Consider the following 19,187-nt stretch of genomic DNA (forward strand, 5'->3'; position numbering starts at 1 on the left):
TTTCCCGGCACTCCCTCCCGGGCACCCCTGTGGCGATCAATATATCGGCGCGATACTATTGCGCGAGGTGTCGAACCGTCGTAGCGGCTGATTCATGAAGGAGGTGCCCGAATGCTGGAACTCGCCATTCTCGGGTTGCTCCAGGAATCGCCGATGCACGGCTACGAATTGCGCAAGAGGTTGACGGGCCTGCTGGGGGCGTTCCGCGCGTTCTCCTACGGTTCTCTGTATCCCGCGTTGCGCCGCATGCAGGCCGATGGGCTGATCGTCGAGGACGCGGCACCGGAGGGCACCCTCAAGGTGCGCCGTGCGCGTCGCGTCTACCAGCTCACCGAGGCCGGCAAGCAGCGCTTCACGGAACTGGTGGCCGACACCGGCCCACAGAACTTTTCCGACGACGGGTTCGGCGTACACCTCGCCTTCTTCAACCGCACCCCGGCAGAGGCCAGGATGCGGATTCTGGAAGGCCGCCGCCGTCAGGTGGAAGAGCGCCGCGAAGGTCTGCGTGAAGCAATCGCGCGGGCGAGCAACTCGTTCGATCGCTACACCCGCCAGCTCCATCAGCTGGGCCTGGAATCGAGCGAACGCGAAGTCACCTGGCTCAACGAGTTGATCGCGGCGGAGAAGTCGGCGCAGGGCCGTGCTGAACAGAGTTGAGCCGTAGCACCACCCACACAGCCAAGTACCACCCACACAGCAGTGAAGTAGGACAAGAGGAGAAGTCGTCATGACCGCAAGCAATGACGTCCGGGTCGCGATCGTCGGCGTGGGTAACTGCGCGTCCTCGCTCGTACAGGGCGTGCAGTACTACAAGGACGCCGACGAGAACGCCAGCGTGCCCGGCCTGATGCACGTCAAGCTCGGCCCCTACCACGTGCGCGACGTGAAGTTCGTCGCCGCGTTCGACGTGGATGCCAAGAAGGTCGGCTTCGACCTGTCCGAGGCGATCTTCGCGTCGGAGAACAACACCATCAAGATCGCCGACGTGCCGCCCACCGACATCGTCGTGCAGCGCGGGCCGACCCTGGACGGCATCGGCAAGTACTACGCCGACACCATCGAGGTGTCCGACGCCGAAGCCGTTGACGTCGTCAAGGCGCTCAAGGACGCCGAGGTCGACGTGCTGGTGTCCTACCTGCCCGTGGGCTCCGAAGAGGCCGACAAGTTCTACGCCCAGTGCGCGATCGACGCCGGCGTGGCCTTCGTCAACGCGCTGCCGGTGTTCATCGCCTCGGATCCGGTGTGGGCCAAGAAGTTCGAAGACGCCGGCGTGCCGATCGTCGGTGACGACATCAAGAGCCAGGTCGGCGCGACCATCACCCACCGTGTGATGGCCAAGCTGTTCGAGGATCGCGGCGTCACGCTGGACCGGACCTACCAGCTCAACGTCGGCGGCAACATGGACTTCCTCAACATGCTCGAGCGCTCACGCCTCGAGTCGAAGAAGGTGTCCAAGACCCAGGCCGTCACGTCGAACCTGTCCGGCTCGCTGGCCGGCAAGGTGGAGGACAAGAACGTCCACATCGGCCCGTCCGACCACGTCGCGTGGCTCGACGACCGCAAGTGGGCCTACGTGCGCCTCGAAGGCCGCGCCTTCGGTGACGTGCCGCTCAATCTGGAGTACAAGCTCGAGGTGTGGGACTCCCCCAACTCCGCCGGTGTGATCATCGACGCCGTGCGCGCGGCGAAGATCGCCAAGGACCGCGGCATCGGTGGCCCCATCGAAGCCGCCTCGGCCTACCTGATGAAGAGCCCGCCCAAGCAGCTCGCCGACGACCTCGCGCGTGAGCAGCTGGAGAAGTTCATCGAGGGCTGAGTTCTCGCGTCGAGACTGCGGGGAGATCGCCATTCCACCGGGATGGTCGATCTCCCCGCAGTCTCGTTCTGGGCTCAGAAACCGAACCCGAGTTCGGCCGGCACGTCAGTGGCGAAGGCCTTGTCGAGCGCGATGACGACTCCGGTGTCGCTGCAGCGCAGTCGCTGTGCGGCGGCGAACGACGACGCGCGATGCGTGCCCAAATAGAGGCTTCCCAACACCGAGACATCGAGGTGGACATCCGCCGCAGCCCCGGTGCGCTCACACCGCGCGCGGCCGTTGCGCACCGTCACCGCGAAACGCCCACCGCGGCCGAGGAACTCGTCGGACACCTCGAACACCACGCTCAGATCCGTCGAATAGGTACGCGCCTGCAGCACCGCGGGAATGTCGAGCATGCGCAGCCACAACCCGTCGAAGACGTCCGTGGTGCGCGCCAACCGCGGATCGGTCATTAGATAGCGCAGCACGCTGTCGGGATGGGTGTGGATGCCGACGACCTTCTTGAGGTCGAGCCCCAGCAGCACCCGCCAGAGCGCGATCTCCGCCTCCGCGGTCACCGCCGCGAACTTCGTCACCTCGGCGGTCGTCTTCTCGTCGCTGCCGAACAAGCGGTAGAACGCGTACCCGTCCCGATGCAGAAGGCAATAGCGCTGAGTCCCACCACTTCTCGACTCCTCACGGTCTGCGAGCACCTCATCCCAGAGCCGAGCCGGCGTGTGCAGCCCGCCGGGGGTGCGCAGACGCCACCGCTCGTCGATGTCCTCCAGCTGCGCGCGATGCTCGACCGAGCGCACGATGCGCACACCACCGGGATCCGGAACGCCGCGATGCACGCGCGCGCCGCGCCGGTGTACTTCGAGCCGCTCCCACACCGTCGCCGGGCCGTACCCGAAGCGTCCGTAGATCTCGGCTTCACTGGCCTCCAGACCGGCGATCGGATAGGCGTCCATCCGCCGATGCAGTTCGTCGAGCATGCCGCTCAGCGCACCCCGCCGACGATGCGTCGGGGCGACCGCAACCATCGACACACCGGCCATCGGCAGCACGGCTCCACCCGGCACCGTCAACTCCAGATCCAGGAACAAGGCGGTACCCACCACGTCATCGCCGTCGCACGCGACGACGGCACCGTTCGAAGCGATCAGCGAACGCCAGGCCTGCGCCGTCTCCTCGGACTGTTGGAAGCCGAACGCCGCCGCCGTGATCAGACCCATCGCGGGCCAGTCGGCCTCTACTGCACTTCGGAAGGTGATCGCGGACATGGCCTCGACGGTGGCACACACCCGATACCGGCCGCATCCCAATAACTGCGCTGTGCGTAGTGTCCAACCATGGACGACAGCGACGACGAACTGGCCGGCCTCTCCGAATTCGTCTTCCTGCACGAGAACGCGCGGCAAGCCGGCGTCGTCGGTGAGCCCATGTCGGCGGAACGGGTCGAGCACGGCCCGGTCAGTGCGCTGCGGTTCGGAGATGACCCGGTCCGGGTGGTGTTCCTGCACGGCGGTGGTCAGAACGCGCACACCTGGGACACCGTGATCCTCGGACTGGGCCTGCCCGCACTGGCGATCGATCTCCCGGGCCATGGACGTTCCGCGTGGCGCGAGGACGGAGACTACGGCCCGGTGCTCAACGCCCACGCTGTCGAACCGGTGGTCCGTGACCTGGCCCCCGACGCCGAGCTGGTGGTCGGTATGTCGCTCGGCGGGCTGACCGCGCTGCGGCTGGCGGTGCACGCCCCCGAGCTGGTGCGCCGCCTGGTCCTCGTCGACGTCACCCCGTCGGCACCCGAACGGCACCAGCAGATGACCGACGCCCAGAAGGGCACCGTCGCCCTGGTCCAGGGCGAGCGCACCTTTCCGTCCTTCGCCGCGATGCTCGACGTGACCGTCGCCGCCGCTCCCCACCGCGACCGGGAGTCGTTGCGGCGGGGGGTGTTCCACAATTCGAAGCGGCTCGACGACGGCTCATGGACGTGGCGGTACGACTCCATCCGCACGGGCAAGGGTTTCGAAGGCCTGTGGGACGACGTGCCGCGGTTGCACACGCCGACGACGTTGATCCGCGGGGCGAAGTCGTTCTTCGTCGACGACGACGACGCCGCCGAATTCGCCCGCAGAGCGCCAGGATTCCGGGGCGTGCATGTCGTCGAGAACTCGGGGCACTCGGTGCAGAGTGACCAGCCGCAGGTCCTGGTGGAGCTGCTGCGGGGCGTGCTGGCCGGCTGACCCTGGACACTTGCTGTTCACTCTCTGGTGGTCTGCTGCTGGTTCGGGTGTCGTAGGTTCGCGCGGTCCGCGCCGGTAGCAACCCGAGGGAATTCATGACGCTCCTGCCGTTGAACCTGTTCGTCAGCCACGACGGGAAGTCCCGCCGCCAGCACGTCACGTGCGTGTACAAGTGTGGGGACGCCTGCTCGAAACCCGTACCCAACCGCAGTGACAACGAGTACTTCGGAGACATCGCCAAGGCGGTGTCTCGCCGCTCGATGTTGCAGGCGGGCGGTGTCGCCGTGCTGGCCGTCGGCGCAGGCTCCGCGCTGGCGGCCTGCTCCTCCCCCTCCCAGCCCGCACCCACCACTTCGTCGGCGGCACCGGCGCCCGGACCGCTGCCCGGCATGAACTTCGCCTCGGTCGCTCCCAACAGCGAGGACGCCGTCGTCGTCGCCGACGACTACCGGCACGCCGTCGTCATCAGCTGGGGGGACCCGATCCTGCCCGGCGCGCCGGCGTTCGACGTCAACCGGCAGACCGGTGCGGCCCAGCGCGGACAGTTCGGCTTCAACAACGACTTCGCGGGTTTGCTGCCGATCCCCGGCAAGCAGAATCGCTTCCTGCTGGTGACCAACTTCGAATACGTGACACCGCAGTTCATGTTCCCGGGCTTTCAGCCCGACGCCCCTACCCGGGAGCAGTTCGAGGTCGAGACCGCGGCCGTCGGCATGGGGGTTGTCGAGGTGGAGCGCACCCCGGACGGCCTGAAGCCGGTGATGGGCAGCTACAACCGACGCATCACCGCCGACAGCCCCTTCGCTCTCGTCGGGCCCGCCGCGGGTAGCGATTTCGTCAAGACCGCTGCCGACCCCGAGGGCCGGACCGTCGCAGGCACATTCGCGAACTGCTCGGGCGGGGTCACCCCGTGGGGCACGGTGCTGTCGGGCGAAGAGAACTTCCACGAGTATTTCGGCGCACCCGAGGGCGCCCGCAAGCCCGGACCCGTCGATGCCGACCGGATGGATCGCTACGGCGTGGAAGCCGAACCGACCGCGCTGAAGTGGGAGACCTTCGATCCGCGGTTCGACCTCACCCAGAATCCCAACGAGGTGAACCGCTTCGGCTACGTCGTGGAGCTCAACCCGTGGGATCCGGCGTCGACCCCGGTGAAGCACACCGCTCTGGGCCGGCTCAAGCACGAAGCCGCGACCATCTACGTGACCGACGACGGCACCGTCGTCGCCTACACCGGCGACGATCAGCGCTTCGACTACATGTACAAGTTCATCTCGTCGAAAAAGGTTCAACCAGGGGCCGGGGCGATTGCCCACAACATGTCGATCCTCGACGAGGGCACGCTGTACGTCGCGAAGCTCTCCAGCGACATCCCGCCGGCACAGATCGACGGCTCGGGCACGCTGCCGGAAAGGGGCTCGTTCAGCGGTACCGGCACCTGGCTGCCTCTGCTGCGCAGCGGCCCCGGCGGACAGGCCGAGTCGCTGGTCGACGGCATCACGGCGCAGGAGGCCGCGGTGTTCACCCGGATGGCCGCCGACAAGGCCGGTGCCACCAAGATGGACCGGCCCGAGGACTTCGAGGCCAACCCCAAGACCGGCAAAGTCTATGTGGCACTGACGAACAACGACGAACGTGGCGCACCCGGCGAGGCCGCCCCCGACGCCGCGAACCCCCGCAACGACAACAAGAGCGGGCAGATCCTCGAGATCACCGACAACCACGCCGGTACCGATTTCACCTGGGAGCTGCTGCTGGTGTGCGGCGACCCCGCCGCCGCCGACACCTACTACGCGGGCTTCGACAAGAGCAAGGTCAGCCCGATCTCCTGCCCGGACAACCTCGCGTTCGACAGCCACGGCAACCTGTGGATCTCGACCGACGGCAACGCGCTGGACTCCAACGACGGATTGTTCGCCGTCGCGCTCGACGGCCCCAATCGCGGTGAGGTGAAACTGTTCCTGACCGTGCCGATCGGAGCGGAGACCTGCGGGCCCGTCGTCACCGACACCCTCGTCACCGTGTGCGTACAGCACCCCGGCGAGAACGACGACAACAGCATCGACGACCCGCAGTCTCGCTGGCCCGAGGGCGGCAACGGCACCGCCCGGCCGTCGGTGGTGGCGGTGTGGAAGGACAACGGGCAGATCGGCGTGTAGTTCTCTCCCGCGAGCAGACGCGAACTCGAGTGTTTTGGGGCCACAGGAGCTCGAGTTTGCGTCTGCTCGCCAGGGGCTACTGTCCTGGAATGACCAGCCGTCCTGTGCGCATCGGCGTGCAACTGCAGCCCCAGCATTCGACCGAGTACCGCCACATCCGCGACGCCGTGCGCCGCTGCGAGGACATCGGCGTCGACATCGCCTTCAACTGGGACCACTTCTTCCCGCTCTACGGCGACCCCGACGGCGCGCACTACGAATGTTGGACCATGCTCGCCGCGTGGGCGGAGCAGACCTCGCGCATCGAGTTCGGCGCTCTGGTGACATGCAACTCCTACCGCAACCCCGAGCTCCTCGCCGACATGGCCCGCACCGTCGACCACATCTCCGACGGCCGGCTCATCCTCGGCATCGGATCCGGGTGGAAAGAAAAGGATTACGACGAGTACGGCTATGAGTTCGGCACCGCGGGCAGCCGGCTCGACGACCTCGCTGCCGCGATGCCCCGAATCACGTCACGGCTGTCCAAGCTCAACCCGGCGCCGACGCGCGACATCCCGATCCTGATCGGCGGGCAGGGCGAGAAGAAGACACTGCGCCTGGTCGCCGAGTACGCCGACATCTGGCACGGCTTCACCGACGCCTCCACCTATCCGCGCAAGGCCGAGGTCCTCGACGGCCACTGTGCCGACGTCGGGCGGGATCCCTCGGCGATCGAACGGTCCTCCGGCGTCCCCGAGGGCAGCGAGGACGAGATGCTCGCCGGTGCGGAATCGCTCGTCGGGCTCGGCGTCACGCTGCTGACCATCGGTGTCAACGGCCCCGACTACGACCTCTCCAAGGCTGAGGCGCTGTGCCGGTGGCGCGACCGGCGCGAGAGCTGACGGGCGGCCCGATTCGGCACCCCATTCGGCTTTGAATGAGCCGAACCAACCGGGCGCGCCGAGCCGCCCACTACGTTGCTTGAGATGAGCAGCAAGCGGATGCCCGGTCTGATCGTGAAATGGTTCGCAGTGCTGTGGGTGGCCGGGTTGCTCGCGGCGATGGGTCTCGCCGCCCCGGCAGGCGCCCAGAACGACCAGTGCGCCCCGCCGGGCGAACAGAGCGCCAGCGCGCTGCCCACCAACCTCTCTGCGGCGGCCGGCGGCCCCGATGACGACAAGTACACGACCCCCGGGGTCAAACCGCTGCAGGACATCGACGTCAACGCGCTCGGGCTCTCGCGCCCCGGCACGCTGACCGTCGGCACCCTGTCGGACGCCCCGCCCAGCATCTGTATCGACTCGTCCGGGCAGTTCACGGGTTACGACAACGAATTGCTGCGGGCCGTCGCCGACAAGCTCGGTCTGCGCATCGAGTTCGTCGGCACCGAGTTCAGCGGCCTGCTCGCGCAGGTGGCCTCCCGGCGGTTCGACGTCGGCTCGTCGTCGATCACCACCACCGACGCCCGCCGGCAGACCGTCGGCTTCACCAACGGCTACGACTTCGGATACTTCTCCCTGGTTGTCCCGCAGGGCTCACCGATCACCGGCTTCGACGAGCTGGCCGAAGGACAGCGGATCGGCGTCGTGCAGGGCACTGTGCAGGAGTCCTACGTCATCGACACGCTGAAGCTGCAGCCCGTCAAGTTCCCCGACTACAACACCGTCTACGCCAGCCTGAAGACCGGGCAGATCGACGCGTGGGTGGCGCCGTCGCAGCAGGCGCAGGGCACGGTGCAGCCGGGCGATCCCGCCCAGATCATCGAGAACACGTTCAGCCTGGACAATTTCGTCGCGTGGGCGGTCGCCAAGGACAACCAGCCGCTGATCGACGCGCTCAACTCTGGCCTGGACGCGATCATCGCCGACGGCACATGGTCGCGGCTGTACTCCGATTGGGTGCCCCGCGCACTGCCCCCGGGTTGGAAGCCCGGCTCGAAAGCGGCCCCGGTGCCGCAGCTGCCCGACTTCGCCGCGATCGCTGCGCAGAACAACGCCGCCGAGACGCCAACCGAGCCCGCCGCCCCGAGATCTGTGCTGTCTCAACTCGCGGCGTCGTTCCTCGACTGGGACCTCTACCGCCAGGCGATCCCCGATCTGCTGACCACGGGCCTGCCCAACACCGTGATCCTGACCGTCGCGGCCAGCGTGATCGGGCTGGTGCTGGGCATGGTGCTGGCGGTGGCCGGCATCTCGAGCTCGCGGTGGTTGCGGTGGCCCGCGCGGGTCTACACCGACATCTTCCGCGGACTTCCCGAGGTGGTCATCATCCTGTTGATCGGGCTGGGCGTCGGTCCGGTCGTCGGGCATCTCACCGGGAACAACCCCTACCCGCTGGGCATCGCGGCACTGGGGTTGATGGCCGCCGCCTACGTCGGTGAGATCTTCCGGTCCGGCATCCAGAGCGTCGACCCCGGCCAATTGGAAGCGTCCCGGGCTCTGGGGTTCAGCTATGCCACCTCGATGCGTCTCGTGGTGGTCCCCCAGGGTGTGCGACGGGTGTTGCCCGCGTTGATGAACCAGTTCATCTCGCTGCTCAAGGCATCCTCGCTGGTGTACTTCCTCGGGCTGATCGCCAACCAGCGGGAGCTGTTCCAGGTGGGCCGGGACCTCAACGCGCAGACCGGGAATCTCTCCCCCCTCGTCGCTGCCGGCCTCTTCTACCTCGCGCTGACGATCCCGCTGACCCACCTGGTGAACTTCATCGACGCGCGCCTGCGTCGGGGTCGCCGGCCCGACGAGGAAGACGATCCGTTGCTGACCTCGACCGCGCAGGAGATGAACTGATGGCGACGTCCACCGGAACCGAGCCGGTGTCGCTGGCCGCCACCGACCTTCACCTGTCCTTCGGCCCGAACGCCGTCCTGCGCGGAGTCGATCTCGACGTCGCCGCGGGCACGTCGACGGCCGTCATCGGACCGTCAGGATCGGGAAAGTCCACGCTGTTGCGCACCCTCAACCGCCTCTACGAACCCGATCGCGGTGACATCCTGCTCGACGGGCGGTCTGTGCTCGGTGACGATCCAGATCAGCTGCGCCAACGAATCGGCATGGTGTTCCAGCAGTTTCAGCTGTTCCCGCACAAGACGGTGCTGGAGAACGTCACGTTGGCCCCGCGACGCCTCAAGGGCCTCGACGCCGACGCGGCCCGCGAACTCGGTCTGACACAACTCGACCGGGTCGGGCTGCGGCACAAGGCGGAGGTGCGGCCGTCGACCCTGTCGGGCGGTCAGCAGCAGCGCGTCGCGATCGCGCGTGCGCTGGCGATGTCTCCGCAGGTGATGTTCTTCGACGAGGCGACCTCGGCACTGGACCCCGAACTCGTCAAAGGGGTGCTGGCGCTCATCGCCGAACTCGGCGCCGACGGGATGACGATGGTGATCGTGACCCACGAGATGGACTTCGCGCGGTCCTTCGCCGACACCGTGGTGTTCATGGATCGTGGCCGCGTGGTCGAGACCGGACCGCCCGAGCAGATCTTCGAGAAAGCCGAAACGGAGCGGCTGCAACGTTTCCTCTCACAAGTGCTGTAGCACTATTTGCTCCGAAAGCGTCTGACCAGGCGTCGCGGCGGCCCGCGACCCGTTAGACTGCCAAAATTATGGTGACCACGGACGCCCAGGTCAGCGACGTTGCCGGCGATCTGCAGCGCGTGCTCGCCAAGTTGATGTCCGTGCTGCGCCACACGGGGAAGACGCCCACGGCCGGCGATCTGACGTTGGCGCAGCTGTCGATCCTGTTGACTTTGCTCGACCGCGGCCCCATGCGGATGACGGAGCTGGCCGCTCACGAGCGTGTCCGCACCCCCACCACCACCGTCGCCATCCGGCGTCTCGAGAAACTGGGCCTGGTCAAGCGGTCCCGCGATCCCTCGGATCTGCGGGCTGTGCTGGTGGAGATCACCCCCGAAGGCCTGGCCCAGCATCGCGATGCCCTGGCCTCCCGGCAGGCCCATCTGGCGCAGCTGCTGAGCAAGCTCAGCGAAGAGGAGCTCGCGGCGCTGTCGAACGCTCTGGCGCCGCTCGAGCGCATCGCCGAATAGTTCTCACCCCAGCCAGTCGAGCACCGCGGCCGCCGTCCACGACTGCTGCATGCTGCCCAGCGGCTCCCCGGTGAACGGTTCGTAGTACTCGGCGAACGTGCCGTCGCTGGCCTGGCGTAAGCCCTCGCGTCGCAGCGCCGACGACCGCTCCGCCCAACCGCGCCGGGCGAAGCACCAGGAGAACAACCACGTCATCACCGGCCACACCGGTCCGCGCCAGTACTCGCGGGACCGGAAGTCGCGCGACACCGGCGACGTCGACGGGATCAGCGCGTACGCCAGATCCGGATGCCCGCAGAACCGAGGCCCCTCGAGCAGCCGGATCAGCGAGCGTTCCCGCTCGTGCGGGAGGCCTCCGCACAGCAGCGGCGCGAACTGCGCCGCCGTCTCGGTGCCGATCCACCGGTCGCCACGGACGTCGAAATCCCTTGCCGCGCCCGTCCGTTGATCGGTGGTGTCGATCACGCCGGCCCGGAACCGGTCGGCCCAGGAATACAGGTCCTTGACGTCGGCGTGCGGGCGCTTGTGGTCCTCGCCGATCTCGGCGAGCACCTGGCAGGCCACGGAGAAGATCGCCGAGACGAACACGTCCTCGACCGCGAAGCTCATCGCATTGGCCAGCAGCCGATCGTCGTAGCGAACGGACTTCATCTCCTCGACCAGCCACAGGTAGCGGTCGTATTCCAGATCGCTGGGACGCTGGCTGGCGTCGGTGTTGATCTTGTTGTCCTCGCGTTGATACGGCGGTACGTCACCGGGAATCACGTTGGCATACGGGCCATCCCAGCGCGGTGAATTGTCCATGCCGGACTCCCACCCGTGGTACACCGTGATCCGGCCGTGCTCCTTCTGGTCTCGGCACTCGGCGAGCCATCGATGCCAGCGCACCATATCGCCCCACCGGCGATCCAGGAACGCGTCCGCGACCGCGCGCGTGGAGCGGCCGCGCCGCCGCGCATGGTCGAGAATGCGCTGCACGGCGATCGCGTGCACCGGCGGCTGCGTGATACCCGAGGTGTGCCTGCCGCGGGGAGCGTCGGGCGAGAGCGCCGACGCGGCCCACCGGGCCGGCCCCGGGAAGTAGCCGTCGACGCCGTTGGCGAACACGATGTGCGGGATCATGCCGTTGCGCCATTGCGCCGACAGCAGGGTGTCCAGTTCCACCACGGCTCGCTCGACCGACAGCGGAGCTAGGCCGATCGCGACGAACGCGGCGTCCCAACTCCACATGTGCGGGTACAGCAACGGCGCCGCGGTGGTCATCGTGCCGAGATCGTTGCCGCGCAACAGGTAGGCCGCGCGGGCGGCGAGTTGCGTCGGGGCAAAGCTCGGATCGTGTGGCATCGCCTCCCATGATGCGACGAGTTGGGACGCGGCGCAGGTCGGTAGGGTGCGAATGTGCCGACCGCCATGATCACCGGCGCTGCCGGAGGCGTCGGAGCCGCGCTCGCCGAGGCGCTGGCCCCGACCCACACCCTGTTCCTCGCCGGGCGACCCTCGGACCGTCTCGACGCAGTCGCCTCGCGGTGCGGGGCGACGACGTGGCCGATCGACCTGGCAGATCCGGATGCGATCCCCGCCGTGGTGGAGCCGATCGTCGAACTCGACGTGCTGATCCACAACGCCGGTGTCGCCTACCCGGGCCGGGTCGGGGAGAGCACCGTCGACCAGTGGCGGTCCACCATGGCCGTCAACGTCGTCGGCGCCGTCGCCCTCACCCTCGAACTGCTGCCCGCGCTGCGCGCCGCGGCCGGGCACGTCGTGTTCATCAACTCCGGCGCCGGCATCAACGCCTCACCAGGGCTGGCGTCCTACTCGGCGAGCAAGTTCGCGCTGCGCGGGTTCGCCGATTCCCTGCGCGCGGACGAACCGTCGCTGCGGGTGACCTCCGTGCACCCCGGCCGGATCGCCACCGCCATGCAAGAGGACCTCGTCGCCTACGAGGGTCGCGACTACGACCCGTCTCAGTTCCTGAGCCCGCAGACCGTCGCAGCCGTCACCGTCGACGCGATCACCTCACCCCGCGACGCCCATATCCACGAGGTCGTCGTCCGGCCCCGCTGATCAACGGTCGGGTTCGGTGCGCGGCCCGTATCCCCCTGGCGACTCACCCGCGGTGGCATGGCGGCCGATGTGCGCCTCGTCCCGCATCCGTTCGACCATGTGGGGATAGTGCAACTCGAAAGCCGGCCGCTCCGAACGGATTCGAGGAAGTTCGGTGAAGTTGTGCCGGGGCGGTGGGCAGCTGGTCGCCCACTCCAGCGAATTGCCATGCCCCCACGGATCGTCGACCGTCACCGGCTCGCCGTAGCGCCAGCTCTTGAAGACGTTCCAGACGAACGGCAACATCGACACCCCCAAGATGAACGCGCCGATCGTGGACGCGATGTGCATGCCGGTGAAGCCGTCGGTGGGCAGATAGTCGGCGTAGCGGCGCGGCATCCCGGCATCACCGAGCCAGTGCTGGATCCCGAAGGTCAGGTGGAAGCCGATGAACGTGAGCCAGAAGTTGGCTTTTCCCAGCCGCTCGTCGAGCATGCGGCCGGTCATCTTCGGGAACCAGAAGTAGACGCCGCCGTAGGTGGCGAAGACGATCGTGCCGAACAGTACGTAGTGGAAATGCGCGACGACGAAGTAGGTGTCGGTGACGTGGAAGTCCAGCGGCGGACTCGCCAACAGCACACCCGTCAGACCACCCAGCAGGAACGTCACCAGGAAACCGATCGACCACAGCATCGGTGTCTCGAAACTCAACTGGCCTTTCCACATCGTGCCGATCCAGTTGAAGAACTTGATGCCCGTCGGAACCGCGATCAGATAGGTGGTGAATGCGAAGAACGGCAGCAACACCGCACCGGTGGCGAACATGTGGTGCGCCCAGACGACCACCGACAGCGCACCGATTCCCAACGTGGCGTACACCAGCGTGGTGTAGCCGAAGATGGGTTTACGGCTGAAGACCGGAATGATCTCGGTGACGATCCCGAAGAACGGCAACGCCACGATGTACACCTCGGGATGGCCGAAGAACCAGAACAGGTGCTGCCACAGGATTGCACCGCCGTTGGCGGCGTCGAAGACGTGGGCGCCGAGATGCCGGTCGGCCGCCAGCCCGAACAGCGCTGCGGTCAGGATGGGGAACGCCATCAGCACCAGAATCGACGTCACCAGGATGTTCCAGGTGAAGATCGGCATCCGGAACATCGTCATGCCCGGGGCCCGCATGCACACCACAGTGGTGATCATGTTGACCGCGCCGAGGATCGTCCCCAGACCTCCGATGGCCAGGCCCATGATCCACAGATCGCCGCCCGCGCCGGGCGAGTGTGTCGAGTCCGTCAGCGGGGAGTACGCAGTCCACCCGAAGTCCGCAGCACCGCCGGGGGTGATGAACCCTCCCAGCGCGATCAACGCGCCGAAGAGGAACAGCCAGTAGGAGAACGCGTTCAACCGGGGGAACGCGACGTCAGGCGCGCCGATCTGCAGCGGCAGCACCAGATTCGCGAAGCCGAACACGATCGGTGTGGCATAGAACAGCAGCATGATCGTGCCGTGCATCGTGAACAGCTGGTTGTACTGCTCGTTGGACAGGAACTGCAGACCCGGCACCGCGAGCTCGGTGCGCATCATCAGCGCCATCAACCCGGCAAGGAAGAAGAAGGCGAAGCACGTGACGACGTACATGATGCCGATCAGCTTGTGATCGGTGGTGGTCACGAGGCGGTAGATCAGGCCGCCGACCGGTTTCAGACGCAGCGGGAAGGGCCTCCGGGCTTCCAGGGTGCGCAGGGTGACGGCATCAGGGGCGGCATCGGTGACCATGCGGACGCGCACTACCCGCGATTTCGGCGGGTAAACCGTCGCTCAGCGACGAAAAGCACGCCGAGATCGCTCAGACGACGACGTTGACCAAACGGCCGGGCACCACGATCAGCTTCTTGGGGGTGCGGCCCTCCAGGAAGCCCGCGACCTTCTCGTCGGCCAGCGCAGCCGCCTCGACCACTGCCGGGGCGGCGTCGGCCGCCACCGTGACCCGGCTGCGCACCTTGCCGTTCACCTGCACCGGGTACTCGACGGTGTCCTCGACCAAATAGGCCGGATCGGCCACCGGGAACGGGCCGTGCGCCAGCGACCCGTCATGCCCCAGTCGCGACCACAGCTCCTCTGCGAGGTGCGGAGCCAACGGCGCCACCATCAGCACCAGGGGTTCGAGCGCCTCGCGCGCGGTCACCGATTGCTTGGTCAGGTGATTGGTGTACTCGATCAGCTTGGCCGCCGCCGTGTTGTTGCGCAGTGCCGCATAGTCCTCACCGACTCCGGAGATCGTGCGGTGCAACAGCTTTCGCGTGTTGTCATCGGCGTCGCCTGCGGTGGCACGCAGCTCACCCGTCGTCTCGTCGACCACCAGGCGCCACACCCGCTGCAGGAAGCGATGCGCGCCGACGACGTCCTTGGTCGCCCAGGGCCGCGACGCCTCCAGCGGACCCATCGACATCTCGTACACGCGCAGTGTGTCCGCGCCGTACTCCTCGCAGATCTCGTCGGGCGACACCGAGTTCTTCAAGCTCTTGCCGATCTTGCCGAACTCCTGGTTGACCTCGGCGCCGTCGTAGAAGAACTTCCCGTCCCGCTCGATCACGTCCGCGGCCGGCACGTACGCACCGCGCGAATCCGTGTAGGCGAACGCCTGGATGTAGCCCTGGTTGACCAGTCGCCGGTACGGCTCGCGCGAGCTCACGTGGCCCAGGTCGTAGAGCACCTTGTGCCAGAAGCGGGAGTACAGCAGGTGCAGCACGGCGTGCTCGACCCCACCGACGTACAGATCGACACCGCCGGGGTCCTGGGCGCCGTGCTCGGCCGGGCGCGGACCCATCCAATACGCCTCGTTCTCCTTGGCACACATCGCTTCTGTGTTGTACGGATCGGTGTAGCGCAGCTCGTACCAGGAGCTGCCGGCCCACTGCGGCATCACGTTGGTGTCGCGGGTGTAGGACTTGCGCCCGTCACCGAGGTCCAATTCGACATTGACCCAGTCCGTGGCCTTGGCCAGCGGCGGCGACGGCTCGCTGTCCGCATCGGTGGGGTCGAAGAGCACCGGCGAGTAGTCCGGCACGTCGGGCAGTTCGACCGGGAGCAGCTCCTCGGGCAGCCCGTGGGCGCGCCCGTCGGAGTCGTAAACGATCGGGAACGGCTCGCCCCAGTAGCGCTGACGGGCGAAAAGCCAATCCCGCAGCTTGTACTCGACGCGGGCCCGGCCGCGGCCCTGTGCGACCAGCCGCTCGGTGATCGCCTCCTTGGCCGCCGCCACGTCCATCCCGTCGAGAAAGTCGGAATTCACCAGGGGCCCGTCGCCCGTGTAGGCGGCCTCCGAAACATCGCCGCCGGCAACCACTTCCACGATCGGCAAGCCGAACTCGGTGGCGAAATCCCAGTCACGTTGATCACCACCGGGCACCGCCATGATAGCGCCGGTGCCGTAGCCGGCGAGCACATAGTCGGCGATGAACACCGGGACCCTCTGATCGTTGGCCGGATTCACCGCATACGCGCCCAGGAACACCCCGGTCTTGGTCTTGTTCTCCTGCCGCTCCAGATCCGACTTCGCCGCGATCGACGCGCGGTAGGCGGCGACGGCCTCCCGCGGCGACGCCGCACCGAACGTCCACCGTTCGTCCACGCCGTCGGGCCACTGCTCGGCGACCAACCCGTCGACCAGATCGTGCTCGGGAGCCAGCACCAAGTAGGTCGCCCCGAACAGCGTGTCCGGGCGGGTGGTGAACACCTCGACGTCGCCGGCGTCCGTGCCGAACAGCACGCTCGCGCCGGTCGACCGCCCGATCCAGTTGCGCTGCATGGTCTTGACCTTGTCCGGCCAGTCCAGCACGTCGAGATCTTCGAGCAACCGGTCGGAGTAGGCGGTGATGCGCATCATCCACTGCCGCAGGCGTTTCCGGAACACCGGGAAGTTGCCGCGCTCACTGCGGCCGTCGGCGGTGACCTCCTCGTTGGCCAGGACCGTGCCCAGTCCGGGGCACCAGTTCACCACCGAGTCGGCGAGATAGACCAGGCGGTGATCGGCCAGGACATCGGCACGTTCGCCGCTGCTCAGCGCCGACCAGCTACGGCCGTCACCGACCTCCCGTTCGCCGTTCTCGAACTCGGCGACCAGGTCGGCGATCGGTCGCGCCTTGTTCTGGACCGGGTCGAACCAGGCATCGAAGATCTGCAGGAAGATCCACTGCGTCCACTTGTAGAAGTCGACGTCGGTGGTGGAGAAGCTGCGCCGGGTGTCGTGCCCGAGTCCCAGCCGGCCCAGCTGGCGGCGGAAGTTGACGATGTTGGCTTCCGTGCGGGTGCGCGGGTGGGTGCCGGTCTGGATCGCGTACTGCTCGGCAGGCAAGCCGAACGCGTCGAAACCCAACGCGTGCAACACGTTCCGACCGGTCATGCGGTAGTAGCGGGCGTAGACGTCGGTGGCGATGTAGCCCAGCGGATGACCGACGTGCAGCCCCTCCCCCGACGGGTACGGGAACATGTCCTGCACGAACATCTTGTCGGCGGGGATCGGCGTGCCGTCGGCGGGTGCGAGCTCGCCGACCGGGTTGGCCACGTTGAAGGTGCCGCGCTGCGCCCATTGCTGCTGCCACGACCGCTCGATCTCCCCGGCCAGCTCCGCGGTATAGCGGTGGCGGGGGGTGTCATCGGTTCCAGTCGGCGCGTCGGTCACGCCAACAGGGTATAAGCCGCAGCTCGGCCGCCCCGCGGGCCACGGGTTGGTATCGGTTCCGTTGCGGATGCGTCAGGGGTTGGTCCCAGCTCGATTCCAGCCCTGGTGACCGGCTCAGCGGCGTGGATACATTTCTCGCCTGACCCCGGTCGCGTCTGTACACGAGGCGCCAGGGAGTCGGTGACACTAACTGGGAGGACTTCACTCGATGAGCGAAATCGCCCGCGGCTGGCGGGTTCTGGCAGAAGGACTGGGTGCGTGCGCCGTCGCTGTGGCAGGCGTGCTCACCGTCACGCTCACTGTCGCGGCGACCGCGTCGGCGCAGCCGCTGCCGGTGCAGCCCACCCAGCCGTCGCCGGCGACCATCGCGGCGCCGGGCGTCTCCGCGGTGCCCGCGGGTGTGGCACCCGTCACGGCGGGAATGGCCGCGGTACCCGCCGGAGTCACCGCTCCCGCAGTCGTCCAGCAGCCGCAGCTCGCCCCTGCCACCTCGGGCACGCTCACCGACTTCTTCACGGCCAAGGGCGTCACCATGCAGCCGCAGTCGAGCCGCGACTTCCGCGCCCTGAACATCGTGCTGCCGATGCCGCGCGGTTGGCAGCACATCCCCGATCCGAACGTGCCCGATGCGTTCGCAGTGATCGCCGATCGCGTCGGCGGCAACGGGTTGTACTCTTCGAACGCCCAGGTGGTGGTCTACAAGCTGGTCGGTGACTTCGACCCGCGAGAAGCGATCAGCCATGGGTTCATCGACGCCCAGCAGCAGCCGGCGTGGCGCGCCACCGACGCCTCGTTCGCCGACTTCGGCGGGATGCCGTCGTCGTTGATCGAAGGCACGTACCGCGAGAACGCGATGACGCTGAACACATCGCGCCGCCACGTCATCGCGACCGTCGGTCCCGACCGGTACCTGGTGTCACTGGCCGTCACCACGAGCGTCGACCAGGTCGTCGCCGCCGCGGACGCGACGGAGGCGATCATCAAGGGCTTCAAGGTGAGCGTGCCGTCCGCGGCGCCCGCCCCCGGTGCGCCGCTGGGCGCGCCCCCTGCGCCGGCACCACCGGCGCCCCCGGCTCCTGCTCTCCCCGCTGCGGTGGCCCCCGCGCCGCAGCTGCTGGGACTGCAGGGTTGAGCGGCGTCGTCCCCCGGGCGAAGCCTGGCGCCCGGGGGACGGCGGCCCGCCTCGGAGGCCGTATCCTCGTATCTCGTGATGGTCGCCGCAGTGTTGTGCCTGGGCGTTGCGTTTCTGACAGCGGCGCTGGGTGTCTGGTCGCTGACGCGGCCCGCCCCTGACGGTGACTTCGTCCGGCAGGTCCTGCGCGGGGTGGCTCCGATTCAGTTGGCCGCGGCCGTCATGCTCGCCGCGGGCGCGGCCGTCGCGTTCGCCGCACCCGCCTCCACGGCGGCCGTGGTGCTCACGGTCTGCGTTCTGGGGGCTGCAGCGACCGTGGCTGCCGGCTGCTGGCAGAGCGCCAAGGTCGTGGCCCGCGCCAACGCGCGGCAGAGCGCCGACGCCGGCTGTGCCGGCTCGTGTGCGGCCTGCACCTTGTCGTGCCGATGAGATCAGTTACGGCTGAGGTCGATCGGGTGCGTGGCGAGCAGCGGTAGCGGCATGGGCTGACGACGCAGCACCCGCCCCCACAGATCTGTTCGGGGCTCGGCGAGCACGTCGGACGGCAGCGCCGACAGCACGATCCAGTCGTCGCGCTCGATCTCCCCCTCCAGCTGGCCGATGGTCCAGCCCGAGTATCCGGCGAAGATGCGGACGCCTTCCACCATCGGCGCCACCGCCTCGGGGTCGGCATCCAGATCGACCATCGCGATCCGACCCTGAATGTGGCGCAGCCCGGGCGCGCCGGCCACGTCGACGCCGGTACGCAGCGTCGCGAGGCAGAGCGCGGCGTCACGCTTGACCGGACCGCCGACGAACATCGTCTTCGGCTTGGTGGCCAGCTTCACCCATTGCGGAAGCACGTTGTAGACGGCGGTCTCGCTGGCCCGGTTCAGCACCACCCCGAGCGTGCCGCCGTCGTTGTGCTCGACGACGTAGATCACGCTGCGACGGAACGTCGGCTCCAACAGATCGGTGTTGGCCAGCAGCAATGTCCCCGCGCGCACCCGGTGTGCCGCTGGGGCGACGAAATCCTCCGGGTCCTCTGGCTGTGGCACCGAACCATTCTGTCATCACCGCCATCGCGTGGAGGCGAACAAGCGGCGGGCGGCGCGATATT

General features: G+C 67.6%; 16 protein-coding genes. 11 read left to right on the top strand and 5 right to left on the bottom strand.

Annotated elements, in window-relative coordinates; genetic code table 11:
* Positions 1-111: 111 nt before the first annotated feature.
* Together ACXYX3_RS26375 and ACXYX3_RS26380 are read left to right on the top strand one after the other, a co-directional pair.
* Positions 112-657, top strand: a complete 546-nt coding sequence (locus tag ACXYX3_RS26375; protein WP_046364566.1) for a PadR family transcriptional regulator — start codon at positions 112-114, stop codon at positions 655-657.
* A gap of 70 nt (positions 658-727) precedes the next feature.
* Complete coding sequence (locus ACXYX3_RS26380; RefSeq protein WP_241204387.1) at positions 728-1,816, top strand: inositol-3-phosphate synthase; 1,089 nt, start codon at positions 728-730, stop codon at positions 1,814-1,816.
* Between the two features lie 74 nt (positions 1,817-1,890).
* Here the strand turns inward: ACXYX3_RS26380 and ACXYX3_RS26385 are convergent, their stop codons facing one another.
* Positions 1,891-3,081 carry an enhanced intracellular survival protein Eis gene (locus ACXYX3_RS26385; RefSeq protein ID WP_458609634.1) on the bottom strand — a complete coding sequence of 397 codons (1,191 nt, stop codon included), beginning with the start codon at positions 3,079-3,081 and terminating at the stop codon, positions 1,891-1,893.
* A gap of 69 nt (positions 3,082-3,150) precedes the next feature.
* Here ACXYX3_RS26385 and ACXYX3_RS26390 point away from each other — a divergent pair, with 69 nt between their 5' ends.
* The 6 genes from ACXYX3_RS26390 (at position 3,151) to ACXYX3_RS26415 (ending at position 10,229) form a co-directional block, all read left to right on the top strand.
* Positions 3,151-4,047 (top strand): alpha/beta fold hydrolase, encoded by an 897-nt coding sequence (locus ACXYX3_RS26390; RefSeq protein WP_458609635.1) that lies wholly within the window; start codon positions 3,151-3,153, stop codon positions 4,045-4,047.
* A 95-nt stretch (positions 4,048-4,142) separates the two neighbouring features.
* Entirely contained in the window at positions 4,143-6,206 is a 2,064-nt protein-coding gene (locus ACXYX3_RS26395; protein ID WP_458609636.1) for a PhoX family protein, read from the top strand.
* 89 nt (positions 6,207-6,295) lie between these two features.
* Positions 6,296-7,090: an LLM class F420-dependent oxidoreductase gene (locus ACXYX3_RS26400; protein WP_241204383.1), complete on the top strand. Its 795-nt coding sequence runs from the start codon at positions 6,296-6,298 to the stop codon at positions 7,088-7,090.
* A gap of 84 nt (positions 7,091-7,174) precedes the next feature.
* Entirely contained in the window at positions 7,175-8,974 is a 1,800-nt protein-coding gene (locus ACXYX3_RS26405) for an ABC transporter substrate-binding protein/permease (RefSeq protein WP_458609637.1), read from the top strand.
* Positions 8,974-9,720 carry an amino acid ABC transporter ATP-binding protein gene (locus ACXYX3_RS26410; RefSeq protein ID WP_241204381.1) on the top strand — a complete coding sequence of 249 codons (747 nt, stop codon included), beginning with the start codon at positions 8,974-8,976 and terminating at the stop codon, positions 9,718-9,720. Before ACXYX3_RS26405 ends, ACXYX3_RS26410 begins: the two co-directional genes overlap by 1 nt.
* A 68-nt stretch (positions 9,721-9,788) precedes the next feature.
* Positions 9,789-10,229, top strand: coding sequence for a MarR family winged helix-turn-helix transcriptional regulator (locus tag ACXYX3_RS26415; protein ID WP_241204380.1), 441 nt, complete (start codon positions 9,789-9,791; stop codon positions 10,227-10,229).
* A gap of 3 nt (positions 10,230-10,232) precedes the next feature.
* Here the strand turns inward: ACXYX3_RS26415 and ggh are convergent, their stop codons facing one another.
* Positions 10,233-11,573, bottom strand: a complete 1,341-nt coding sequence (ggh, locus tag ACXYX3_RS26420) for a glucosylglycerate hydrolase (protein ID WP_458609638.1) — start codon at positions 11,571-11,573, stop codon at positions 10,233-10,235.
* Between the two features lie 54 nt (positions 11,574-11,627).
* On the opposite strand from ggh, the gene ACXYX3_RS26425 reads away from it, so the two are divergent.
* Positions 11,628-12,293 carry an SDR family oxidoreductase gene (locus tag ACXYX3_RS26425; RefSeq protein ID WP_458609639.1) on the top strand — a complete coding sequence of 222 codons (666 nt, stop codon included), beginning with the start codon at positions 11,628-11,630 and terminating at the stop codon, positions 12,291-12,293.
* On the opposite strand, the gene ctaD is transcribed toward ACXYX3_RS26425, so the two are convergent.
* Both ctaD and leuS read right to left on the bottom strand, forming a co-directional pair.
* A complete protein-coding gene (gene ctaD / locus ACXYX3_RS26430; RefSeq protein ID WP_458609640.1) occupies positions 12,294-14,051 on the bottom strand; it encodes an aa3-type cytochrome oxidase subunit I in 1,758 nt (585 codons plus the stop codon).
* A 70-nt stretch (positions 14,052-14,121) separates the two neighbouring features.
* The gene (gene leuS, locus ACXYX3_RS26435) at positions 14,122-16,956 is read right to left on the bottom strand and encodes a leucine--tRNA ligase (RefSeq protein WP_458609641.1); all 2,835 of its coding nucleotides are present in this window, start codon (positions 16,954-16,956) and stop codon (positions 14,122-14,124) included.
* Between the two features lie 208 nt (positions 16,957-17,164).
* On the opposite strand from leuS, the gene ACXYX3_RS26440 reads away from it, so the two are divergent.
* Both ACXYX3_RS26440 and ACXYX3_RS26445 read left to right on the top strand, forming a co-directional pair.
* Complete coding sequence (locus ACXYX3_RS26440; protein WP_458609642.1) at positions 17,165-18,088, top strand: LpqN/LpqT family lipoprotein; 924 nt, start codon at positions 17,165-17,167, stop codon at positions 18,086-18,088.
* A gap of 75 nt (positions 18,089-18,163) precedes the next feature.
* Positions 18,164-18,517, top strand: a complete 354-nt coding sequence (locus ACXYX3_RS26445) for a hypothetical protein (RefSeq protein ID WP_241204375.1) — start codon at positions 18,164-18,166, stop codon at positions 18,515-18,517.
* Positions 18,518-18,519: 2 nt separating this feature from the next.
* Here ACXYX3_RS26445 and ACXYX3_RS26450 read toward each other — a convergent pair whose 3' ends face one another.
* A complete protein-coding gene (locus ACXYX3_RS26450; RefSeq protein ID WP_241204374.1) occupies positions 18,520-19,125 on the bottom strand; it encodes a YqgE/AlgH family protein in 606 nt (201 codons plus the stop codon).
* Positions 19,126-19,187 lie beyond the last annotated feature (62 nt).

The organism is Mycobacterium sp. Panama NTM2 (genome assembly GCF_054355555.1).

Coding starts and splice junctions, on each gene's coding strand:
- ACXYX3_RS26395 (WP_458609636.1), top strand. CDS start 4,143: ATGACGCTCCTGCCGTTGAACCTGTTCGTCAGCCACGACGGGAAGTCC.
- ACXYX3_RS26405 (WP_458609637.1), top strand. CDS start 7,175: ATGAGCAGCAAGCGGATGCCCGGTCTGATCGTGAAATGGTTCGCAGTG.
- ggh (WP_458609638.1), bottom strand. CDS start 11,573: ATGCCACACGATCCGAGCTTTGCCCCGACGCAACTCGCCGCCCGCGCG.
- ACXYX3_RS26380 (WP_241204387.1), top strand. CDS start 728: ATGACCGCAAGCAATGACGTCCGGGTCGCGATCGTCGGCGTGGGTAAC.
- ACXYX3_RS26385 (WP_458609634.1), bottom strand. CDS start 3,081: ATGTCCGCGATCACCTTCCGAAGTGCAGTAGAGGCCGACTGGCCCGCG.
- ACXYX3_RS26390 (WP_458609635.1), top strand. CDS start 3,151: ATGGACGACAGCGACGACGAACTGGCCGGCCTCTCCGAATTCGTCTTC.
- ACXYX3_RS26400 (WP_241204383.1), top strand. CDS start 6,296: ATGACCAGCCGTCCTGTGCGCATCGGCGTGCAACTGCAGCCCCAGCAT.
- ACXYX3_RS26415 (WP_241204380.1), top strand. CDS start 9,789: ATGGTGACCACGGACGCCCAGGTCAGCGACGTTGCCGGCGATCTGCAG.
- ctaD (WP_458609640.1), bottom strand. CDS start 14,051: ATGGTCACCGATGCCGCCCCTGATGCCGTCACCCTGCGCACCCTGGAA.
- ACXYX3_RS26440 (WP_458609642.1), top strand. CDS start 17,165: ATGAGCGAAATCGCCCGCGGCTGGCGGGTTCTGGCAGAAGGACTGGGT.
- ACXYX3_RS26410 (WP_241204381.1), top strand. CDS start 8,974: ATGGCGACGTCCACCGGAACCGAGCCGGTGTCGCTGGCCGCCACCGAC.
- ACXYX3_RS26375 (WP_046364566.1), top strand. CDS start 112: ATGCTGGAACTCGCCATTCTCGGGTTGCTCCAGGAATCGCCGATGCAC.